Annotated in this window: 12 protein-coding genes and 1 pseudogene; 7 read left to right on the forward strand and 6 right to left on the reverse strand. The window is 63.9% G+C overall.

The genetic code is table 11. The features are described 5' to 3' along the window. The coding region (locus tag EOA29_RS15365) for a GGDEF domain-containing protein (RefSeq protein ID WP_145969682.1) at positions 1–653 on the reverse strand (653 nt) is incomplete at its 3' end. A gap of 150 nt (positions 654–803) precedes the next feature. Between EOA29_RS15365 and EOA29_RS15370 the strand changes: the two genes are divergently transcribed. Beyond that, positions 804–1511: a pyrimidine 5'-nucleotidase gene (locus EOA29_RS15370; protein ID WP_126090920.1), complete on the forward strand. Its 708-nt coding sequence runs from the start codon at positions 804–806 to the stop codon at positions 1509–1511. Positions 1512–1572: 61 nt separating this feature from the next. Here EOA29_RS15370 and EOA29_RS15375 read toward each other — a convergent pair whose 3' ends face one another. The 3 genes from EOA29_RS15375 to EOA29_RS15385 all read right to left on the reverse strand — a co-directional run bounded on the left by EOA29_RS15375 (position 1573) and on the right by EOA29_RS15385 (position 3127). After that, the gene (locus EOA29_RS15375) at positions 1573–1974 is read right to left on the reverse strand and encodes a hypothetical protein (RefSeq protein ID WP_126090921.1); all 402 of its coding nucleotides are present in this window, start codon (positions 1972–1974) and stop codon (positions 1573–1575) included. Between the two features lie 107 nt (positions 1975–2081). Next, the gene (locus EOA29_RS15380) at positions 2082–2534 is read right to left on the reverse strand and encodes a hypothetical protein (protein ID WP_126090922.1); all 453 of its coding nucleotides are present in this window, start codon (positions 2532–2534) and stop codon (positions 2082–2084) included. A gap of 176 nt (positions 2535–2710) precedes the next feature. Continuing rightward, positions 2711–3127, reverse strand: a complete 417-nt coding sequence (locus EOA29_RS15385) for a hypothetical protein (protein ID WP_189350442.1) — start codon at positions 3125–3127, stop codon at positions 2711–2713. A 344-nt stretch (positions 3128–3471) separates the two neighbouring features. Between EOA29_RS15385 and EOA29_RS15390 the strand changes: the two genes are divergently transcribed. Beyond that, the gene (locus tag EOA29_RS15390; RefSeq protein WP_189350444.1) at positions 3472–4095 is read left to right on the forward strand and encodes a sensor histidine kinase; all 624 of its coding nucleotides are present in this window, start codon (positions 3472–3474) and stop codon (positions 4093–4095) included. 503 nt (positions 4096–4598) lie between these two features. Continuing rightward, positions 4599–5240 (forward strand): response regulator transcription factor, encoded by a 642-nt coding sequence (locus EOA29_RS15395; protein WP_245464836.1) that lies wholly within the window; start codon positions 4599–4601, stop codon positions 5238–5240. 11 nt (positions 5241–5251) lie between these two features. On the opposite strand, the gene EOA29_RS15400 is transcribed toward EOA29_RS15395, so the two are convergent. Further along, positions 5252–6091 carry an LOG family protein gene (locus tag EOA29_RS15400; RefSeq protein ID WP_126090924.1) on the reverse strand — a complete coding sequence of 280 codons (840 nt, stop codon included), beginning with the start codon at positions 6089–6091 and terminating at the stop codon, positions 5252–5254. A 143-nt stretch (positions 6092–6234) separates the two neighbouring features. Between EOA29_RS15400 and dapD the strand changes: the two genes are divergently transcribed. The 4 genes and pseudogenes from dapD to EOA29_RS15420 all read left to right on the forward strand — a co-directional run. After that, positions 6235–7089 (forward strand): 2,3,4,5-tetrahydropyridine-2,6-dicarboxylate N-succinyltransferase, encoded by an 855-nt coding sequence (gene dapD / locus EOA29_RS15405; protein ID WP_126090925.1) that lies wholly within the window; start codon positions 6235–6237, stop codon positions 7087–7089. A gap of 72 nt (positions 7090–7161) precedes the next feature. Further along, a complete protein-coding gene (locus EOA29_RS15410; protein WP_126090926.1) occupies positions 7162–7524 on the forward strand; it encodes a DUF805 domain-containing protein in 363 nt (120 codons plus the stop codon). Continuing rightward, complete coding sequence (locus EOA29_RS15415; protein ID WP_189350446.1) at positions 7517–7894, forward strand: DUF805 domain-containing protein; 378 nt, start codon at positions 7517–7519, stop codon at positions 7892–7894. The genes EOA29_RS15410 and EOA29_RS15415 overlap by 8 nt, the downstream gene beginning before the upstream one ends. 2 nt (positions 7895–7896) lie before the next feature. Beyond that, positions 7897–8595 (forward strand): annotated as a pseudogene (locus EOA29_RS15420) (hypothetical protein); the annotation flags it as partial. Here EOA29_RS15420 and EOA29_RS15425 read toward each other — a convergent pair. After that, positions 8573–9317: 2-dehydropantoate 2-reductase (locus EOA29_RS15425; protein WP_127221106.1), on the reverse strand; the 745-nt coding region annotated here is incomplete at its 5' end. The pseudogene EOA29_RS15420 and the gene EOA29_RS15425 sit on opposite strands and share 23 nt — an antisense overlap.

Genomic DNA, 9317 nt, shown 5'->3' on the forward strand with positions numbered 1-9317 from the left:
CTCTCGCCGCAGGTGATGCCGCCGATCGAGACGGTCAACGGCACGGTCCGCTCATCGACGGGGCGGAAACGGATCAGTTCGACCTCGCGGCGGATGCGCTCGGCGACATGCCTCGCTTCCGGCTCGGTGGCGCCGACCAGGAAGGCGGCGAACTCCTCGCCGCCGATACGCCCGAGCACGTCGCCGCTGCGCACGCCGCGCTCGATGGCGGCGGCGATCAGAAGCAGCGCATCGTCGCCGGTCAAGTGGCCGTAATTGTCGTTGATGGTCTTGAAATGATCGGCGTCGATGATCAGCAGCGCGCCGCGATCGGCCTTGCGCCGGGACCCGTCGAGCGCGGCGAAGAAGGTCTCGCGGTTGAGCATGCCGGTCATGTCGTCGCGGCTCGCCTTCTCCGACAGGCGCCTGTGAGCGGCGGCGAGCTGGGCATGGGCGCGGGCAAGGTCGCGATGCGCGTTCTTCACCCGGTCGGTTTGCCAGAAGGTGCCGGCGCTGGCGATCCAGGCAAGCATCAAAGGGCAAACCGTGGCCGTCAGCCAGACGGTGCGGCTGATCGTAAAGCCCATTGCCGGGACCACAACCAGCGTCAACAGAAGCGAGACGGCGACCGATGCGAACGCAACGGCTGCGGACTTCAAAATTATGCGACTCATCGTTGACTCCCGACGGACTGCCTCTGTGCCAGCAAGCACTGAAGGCGACCTTTCCGGGACGGTTAAAATTTGAAGCGAGAGGCTATTTTCACCACGCGCGACGCGCAGAAGTTGTGGATAAAGCCAACGACCGCATGCCATAAGGAGGCCATGACAACGACACCCGACCCCGCCCGTTTTGCCCATGTCACGGATTGGGTGTTCGACCTCGACAACACGCTCTATCCGCATCATTCGAATCTGTTCGCGCAGATCGACGTGAAGATGACCGCCTATGTCGGCGAGTTGCTGACCCTGTCGCGCGAGGAAGCGCGCAAGCTGCAGAAGGAGCTCTACCAGGAGTATGGCACGACGCTGAGCGGACTGATGGCGCGCTACGGCATCGATCCCGACGACTTTCTCGAGAAGGTGCACGACATCGACTATTCCTGGCTGGTGCCCGATCCGGTGCTCGGCGCGGCGATCCGGCAGCTGCCCGGCCGCAAGTTCATCTTTACCAATGGCGACCGCAGGCATGCCGAGCGCGCCGCGCGCCAGCTCGGCATATTGGACCATTTCGACGACATCTTCGACATAGTCGCGGCGGGCTTGAATCCCAAGCCGGCGCGCCAGACCTACGAGAGGTTCGCCGAGCTGCATTCCGTCACCGGGCACAACGCGGTGATGTTCGAGGACCTGGCGCGCAACCTCTCGGTGCCGAAGTTACTCGGCATGACGACCGTGCTGGTCGTGCCGCGCAATTTCGAGCCGACATTCTCCGAGATCTGGGAGCGCGACCCGGCGAACGAGGACGATGTGGATTTCGTCACCGACGACCTCGCCGGCTTCCTGACGGCAATCGTCGAAGTCACGGCCTGAAGCCAACCCCAGCTTGCCGGCGCAGCGCAGCCCGCACTTCGCCGGCAAGCTTTGGCCGTGACTAGTCGAAGTCCGGGATCGTGCCGGGCGGCAGCCCCAGTTCACCGTTCAGGTTTTTCAGGAACCGGCACCATTCAGGCGCGTCCCGGCGCTTCCCGTTGCCGTTGCCGTCGGACGAAAATCCGTTGCCGAACCCGCCGCCGCAACTGGCGTTGCCGTTGAAGCTGCCCGCGTTGCCATTGCCGTTGAAGCTGCCGGCATTGCCGTTGCCGTTGAAATTGCCGGTGTTGCCATTGCCATTGAAGCTGCCGCGATTGCCGTTGCCGTTGAAGTTGCCGGCGTTGCCGCTGCCGCTCGAGGCATCGGCGATGTCCGCGCCGGCGCCCAGACCGGCGACCGTGATATCGCCGCGGCCGATGGGAAGGTCGGCTATCCTGACCACCGTCGAAGCGTCGGCGACCACGACCGCGGCAAGCAGCGTGCAAACCGCGATGCGGCTTCCATCAAACAGCCGCGCCGTCGCGTGGCGAATACGATGGCGGACGCAAGCAGATGGTCTGAGTTCGGCCATCAGCGGTTTCCCCGGCCGTTGAAATTGCCGTTGAAGGCGCCGGCATTGCCGTTGCCGTTGAACGAGCCGCCGTTGAAGTTGCCGTTGAAGGCGCCGACATTGGCGTTGCCGTCATATTCGCCGGTATTGCCGTTGCCGTTGAAGGCCCCGATGTTGTGGTTGCCGCTCGTCTGCGAGGTGTTGTCGTTTCCGTTGAAAGCGCCGACGTTGCCGGTCCCGCTGTTGAAGGCGCCGACGTTGCCGCTGCCGGTGTTCTTGTAGCCGACGTTGCCGCCCAGGCTGCTCAGCGGATCCATGTTCCTGACGTTCGAGCCGATGTACTGACCGTATTGACCGGCGGTTTGCGCGATCCGCGACATGCCGAAGGCCTGGCTGCCCGTCGTGGTGTCGGCCTTCACCGCGGTTGCACTCAACAGCCCCAGGCAAAGCGCCGGTATGACACACCGTTTCATCTGCGAACTCCTTCCATGGCTTGCGTGAAAAGGGTCTCTCGAAAAGGGACTCTCTATCTGGAAAAGGACTGGGACCGCCGGCGACATGTCGCGATAGCCTTGCGCGGGGGGACGGCGCGTGGCTCGGCGATCCCAGAAGCGTCAGCGTCCTTCAACGCTGGCGATTGGCGGCGGCGCTAGTGGTTGCCGTTACCGTTTCCGTTGCCGTTGCCGGCGCCCCAGTTGCCGTTGCCGTTGGCATTGCCGTTGCCGAGGCCCCAGTTGCCGTTGCCGTTCAGGTTGCCGTTGCCGAGGCCGAAGTTCCCGTTGCCGTTGCCATTGCCGTTGGCGATGCCGGCATTGAGGTTGCCGTTGAAGTTGCCGTTGAAGGCGCCCATGTTGGCATTGCCGTTCCCGTTGCCGTTGCCGATGCCGAAATTGCCGTTGCCGTTGAAGTTGCCGTTGAAGGCGCCGGTGTTGGCATTGCCGTTCCCGTTGCCGTTGCCGACCCCGACGTTGCCGTTGCCGTTGCCGTTGCCGCTACCGACCGACAATGCGGATGCCGAACCTGTCAGAGCCGACAGGACAGCCGCGGCCAGAATGATCTTCCTCATGACGTTCTCCTTGGTTTGCGTTGAACATCCCGGCCAACACAAGATACCGGGACCACGCAAAAAGGATGCGCGCAGAAAGGGCGCAGAAACATCGGGGCTGATCGGCAGGGTCTGTCGGTTTTTCAGCCGATGCGGCTGTCAGGAAAAGTTGAAGGCATCGGGAAAAAACTGACAGGCATAAGGGCATATGCCGGGTGTATATTGCACGGAGGAACAGACTTTCATGCCTTTTCTCGCCGCTCCGTGAACGGCTTGTATCTCACGGCGGCAAAGAGAAGGAAGGGGTGATGCGGGCGGCTATCCAGCCAGGCAAGGACGATGCTACGAAGGCACGGAGCCGGAGATTGGCGCGGCATTTGATTGCCGTACAGGAAGAACAGCGCCTGCGCCTGTCACGTGAGCTGCACGACGATCTGGGCCAGATGCTGGCGAGCGTCGCGCTGGAGCTGCACGGCATCCGCGTGGACTCCGCGGAACTCGATGCCCGCCTCGAGCGCGCTGCCCAACTGGTCGACCAGCTGAGCGCCAGGGTGCACGACGCCGCCTGGAGCCTGCGACCCGCGGATCTCGATCGCCTGGGGCTTCGCGCCTCCATCGAGGACCTGGTCAGCATGCTGTGCGCTCAGCTCGGCATCCCCGGCGATGTGGATCTCGAAGCCCTGTCGAGGCCGCTGGAGCCTGAAGTCGCCCTGACGCTCTATCGCATCGCGCAGGAGGCCCTCACCAACATCGGCAAGCACGCCCGGCCGGGCCGGGTCAGCGTGACGGCCCACATTTGGGACAACAAACTGCGGCTGACCATCGAGGACAATGGCCGTGGGTTCGATGGCACTGTCGCGCCTGGCTCCCGCCATTTGGGGCTTGCGGGGATGAAAGAGCGCCTTGCCCTGATCGGAGGCGAACTGACGGTCGAAACCGCCAAGGGCAGGGGAACCGCCATCTATGCCGATGTGCTTCTGGCCGACTGAATCCTCGGACCGACGGCTGGGCGCCAGCGCCTCCTCCCCTTGGCATTGTTCGACGGGAATGCCGGTCTTCGGTGCCGCGGCCGGCTGGCCGGCCCAGCGGCCGGCAGTATCGCCAAACTGGCCTAACTGTTTGTTTTTTTGCAAATTTACGGACGGAACACCGTTACGAACTTTTCCCGGAATTGCCCTAAAGCGCGTCGCGCTGAAACGAATTCAGGCGATGCGCTTCAGGTCTTTGTTTTGATGCATGTCGTTCTCCCAAAACCGCTGCGCACTTTTGGGCGACATGCATTAAGTGAAGCGTTCCACATCCGAAATCGTCGGCCGCGGCTTACAATCCGCGCCATGGGTCAGGCGGGGGATGGCTTGCCCGTTGCGGCCGCGTCGCGGCTTTGCTGAAACAGACGGGCGTCCCGCGCCAGGCGGGGCAGTTGCCTAGACCATCAAGCACAAGGGGGACCGCTCCACGCGACGGCCCTTTGACAGACTGATGGAGGTTAAAGGTGTGCTGCAGGCGCATATTCGTGGTCGACGACCATCCGATCATCCTGTCCGGCGTCGGCGCGATGATCAACAGCCAGGCCGATCTGACGATCGTCGGACTGGCGGCGAATGCCGACGAGGCCCTCGAGGGCATCGGCAAGGCCCTTCCCGACGTCGCCGTGGTCGATATCTCGCTCCCCGGCGTCAATGGGGTCACGCTGATCGAACGGCTCGTCGAACGGTTTCCCGATCTCGGCTGCATTGCGCTGACGGCGCACGAGGACCCCGGCTGCCTGCGCCAGGTGCTGGCCGCCGGCGGGCGCGGTTTCGTGGTCAAGCGGTCGACCGCGACGGATCTGCTGCAGGCCATCCGCTGCGTGCTGGCCGGCGACAATTACGTCGACCCGGCGCTTGCGGCGCGCATCCTGAGCCCACGCCATGGCACGCAATGCGATCCGGGGAATCTCAGCGAGCGAGAGCGGTCGGTGATCCAGCTCGTTGCGCTTGGCTACAGCAACAAGGAGATATCCTCGCGGCTGAACCTCAGCATAAAGACCATCGAAACCTACCGGACCAGGGCGACCGACAAACTGGAGCTTCACTCCCGCGCTGCCATCGTGCGCTTCGCGCACTCGAATGGCTGGCTGGCCGAACTGCAATAGGGCTGGCTTCCTCAGAGATCGTAAAAGCGGCGGATGATGTCCCAGGCTTCGTCGGCGGTGTCGACGAAATCGATGATGTCCTGATCGCCCGGCGAGATGGTGCCTTGCTCGGCAAGGAAGTCGAGGTCGATCACCCTTTGCCAGAACGCCTTGCCGAACAGGATCACCGGCACGCGCTCCATGCGCCCGGTCTGGATCAGCGTCAGGGCTTCGAAGAACTCGTCCATCGTGCCGAAACCGCCCGGAAACACCGCGACAGCCTTGGCGCGCATGACGAAATGCATCTTGCGGATGGCGAAATAGTGGAAGTTGAAGCAGAGCTCGGGCGTGACATAGGCGTTCGGCGCCTGCTCGTGCGGCAGCACGATGTTGAGGCCGATCGACGGCGCGCCGACATCGTCGGCGCCGCGGTTGCCGGCCTCCATCACGCCCGGTCCGCCGCCGGTGGCGACGACAAATTCGCGGTAGTAGGACGTGGCCGAGTGCTGCGAGCAGAGCCGGGCGAACTTGCGCGCTTCCTCGTAATATTTGCTGTTCAGCTCGAGGTTCTTCTTCTGCGTCTCGTTCTTGGCCGCCCAGGCGACGCCGCCCGGCTCCGGCAGCCTCGCGCCGCCGAACAGGATGACCGTCGAACGGATGCCGCGCTCGGCCAGGATCATCTCCGGCTTCAGCAGCTCGAGCTGCAGACGCACTGGGCGCAATTCGCGCCGCGTCATGAAGTCGGGATCGTTCCAGGCCAGGCGATAGGTCTCGGCTCGCGTCTGCGGCGTATCCGGCACGCTCTTGGCGCGCTCCAGGTCCTCGTCCGAATGCGGCAGCGGCGTCCAACCCGCCTTTTCCATGGGTGTCATTGAGTCCACCGTTCCAATTCCCTTACTTGCGCCGTCCCATGACGCAGCCGCGATTGACCCTCATAAAGGCTTCACATAGGGTCCGCGCGATTTCAAAACAGGTTAAGGCTGAGCCCTTAACAGCTTTGTAATGGAGCAATTTCATGTCCATGCCCGATCTGGCGAGCCTCGAAAAGACCATCGAAAAGGCCTTCGAGGAGCGCGATACGATTTCGACCGCGACCCGCGGCGAAACCCGCGACGCCATCCAGTCGGCGCTCGACCTGCTCGACCGCGGCGCGGTCCGCGTCGCCGAACGGCAGGACGACGGCAAGTGGCACGTCAACCAATGGCTGAAGAAGGCGGTGCTGCTCTCCTTCCGGCTGAACCCGATGGAGATCATCAAAGGCGGCCCGGGTCAGGCGGTCTGGTGGGACAAGGTGCCGTCGAAGTTCGACGGCTGGAGCGCCGTCGATTTCGAGAAGGCAGGCTTCCGCGCCGTGCCATCCTCGGTCGTGCGCCGTTCGGCCTATGTGGCGCCGGGCGCGGTGCTGATGCCGTCCTTCGTCAATGTCGGCGCCTATGTCGATACGGGCACGATGGTCGACACCTGGGCCTCGGTCGGCTCCTGCGCCCAGATCGGCAAGAACGTGCATCTTTCCGGCGGCGTCGGCATCGGCGGCGTGCTGGAGCCAATGCAGGCCGGCCCGACCATCATCGAGGACGATTGCTTCATCGGCGCGCGCTCCGAGGTGGTCGAAGGCTGCATCGTGCGTGAAGGCTCGGTGCTCGGCATGGGCGTGTTCATCGGCCAATCGACCAAGATCGTCGACCGCGCTACCGGTGAGGTCTTCTATGGCGAGGTGCCGGCCAATTCCGTGGTGGTCGCCGGGTCGCTGCCGGGCAAGCCGCTGCCCAATGGCGAGCCCGGCCCCAGCCTCTACTGCGCCGTCATCGTCAAGCGCGTCGACGCCAAGACCCGTTCCAAAACCTCGATCAACGAATTGCTGCGCGATTGATCTTTTCCGGAAACGGACGCACCTTCCGCCGGCGCGACGTTCCGCCGCGCTGGTTCAACACGGAGGGGCGTTATGGACTGGAAATATCTGCTGACGAGTTTCGACGGCCGCATCAACCGCGCCAAGTTCTGGGCCGGCATCGGCATATTCATCGTCCTCGCTATTGTTGCCTTCATTCTCGATTCGATCCTCGGCACACGGTTCACCACCGAAAGCGGCGGTGAGGTCGGCGTCATCGGCATCCTCGTTATGCTGGCCTCGATCTATTTCGCGATTGCGCTCTATGCCAAACGCTGGCACGACCGTAACAAGTCGGGCTGGTGGACATTGATCGGCCTCATACCAATCATCGGCGGCATCTGGCTGCTGATCGAACTCGGCATCCTCGAAGGCACCAGAGGCGCCAATCAATACGGACCGGACCCGCTTGCCTGAAAAAGCAGATTTCATCTGGCTCTTCTTCAAAACCTCGGGCCGCGTCAGCCGCGCGGCCTATTTTCTCGGCGGATTGCTGGTGGCCCTCGCCCAGGCCTTCCCGCTCTACCGCTTCACGCTGGTGCCGGAAGGCTCGCCCGAGAGCAACATGTGGTCGTTCGTCTTCTTCCTGACCTTCCTCGCGTCGCTGTGGTCGAACATCGTGCTGGCGGTGAAGCGGCTGCATGACCTCGACAAACCCGGCATCGCGGCGCTGGTGTTGTTCGTTCCCGTCGTTTCGATCGTCGCGTTCCTGGTGCTTTGCCTGTTTCCAGGACAACCGGGGGCCAATCGCTACGGCAGCCGCACCAACGCGCCTTCCGATCGCTAGTCATGCGCTACCGCACCCTTGATCCGGAGCTGATCATCGAGACCGCCGAAAGGCTGGAGGAGCGCATCGGCGAGCGTTTCCCGGAAGCGGGCCTGCGCGGCGTTGCCGGCGAGCTGGTGTCGCTGTCGCGCGACCTGGCGAGGGCCGCCAAGGACCTGGAAGCGCCGATCTGGTGGCTGCGCACCCTGATCGTCGGCGCGTTCGTCACCGGCGTCCTGGTGTTCCTGTTCGTCGGCACCATCCTGCCGCTCGACCGCATTTCGGGAGCCGACGACGCCGTGCAGTCGGTGCAGGGCATCGAGGCGACGATCAACACGGTCATCCTCGCGGTGCTTGGCTTCCTGGCGTTGATCCGCACCGAGGAGAGGATCAAGCGCAAGAAGGTCTTTCGGCGATTGCATGGGCTGCGCTCGCTGATCCATGTCATCGACATGCACCAGTTGACCAAGGACCCGGCGGCGTTGTCGGCGAACTTCAAGCCGACCTCGCACTCGCCCAGCCGCATCAGCAATCCGGCCGACCTCGCGCGCTATCTCGACTATTGCTCGGAGATGCTGTCGATCACCGGCAAGATCGCGGCGCTGTTTGCCCAATCGGTCAACGACGACGTGGTCATCGACGGCGTCAACGACATCGAAAACCTGAGCTCGAACCTGTCGCGCAAGATCTGGCAGAAGATCACGCTGATCGAGGGCCGCCACTGACGGCGTCCGGGCTGAGGCCCGGCGGGCCGCGCTTTTCCGCTTCCGCCTGACGCACCAGCGCCGCGACGCGCTCAATCGTCGGCGCCGGCGTGCCCGTCTGTTTCGCCAGACCGAGCACCGCACCCTGCAATTCGTCGATCTCGGTCGGGCGGCCGCGCTCGAGATCGTCCCACATCGAGGAGCGCGCTTGCGGATCGATCGCCAGCATGCGCCGCGCCAGAAGTCCGAACAGCCAGTCGGGCAGCCTCAGCACTTTCGGCAGCAGCGACGGCGGCGGGCCGGCGATCCGCGCCGGCGCAATGCCGGCCGCCTTCATCGCCGCGAGCGCCTCGTCGATCTGCTTGGCCAGGATGACGCGCCAGCGGCGGTCGGCCAGCTCGCGCGCCAGCGGCAGCCCGGAGAGCGCCACAAGCGCGTTGTTGAGGTTCATCAGGAGCTTGCTCCACAGAACCGCCTTCATGTCGGAATGGGCCTCGACCCCAAGCCCTTCGACGTCGAGCAGGCCAGCGAGCCCGTCCACACCATCCTCGACCATAACCTTGCCGTCGCTCGCGCGATGGACCCGAAATGGCGTCTCGCCATCGGGCGACTGCACGACGTTGAACGGCACCATGCCTGCAAGCACGCGCCGTAACGGGAGTTCGGCCCGCAACTTGTCCGCATTGCCGACGCCGTTCTGCAGGCTGACCACAATGGCATCGGGGCCGGCATGGGCCGCG

This window comes from Mesorhizobium sp. M1E.F.Ca.ET.063.01.1.1, assembly GCF_003998155.1.
Classification (GTDB): Bacteria; Pseudomonadota; Alphaproteobacteria; order Rhizobiales; family Rhizobiaceae; genus Mesorhizobium.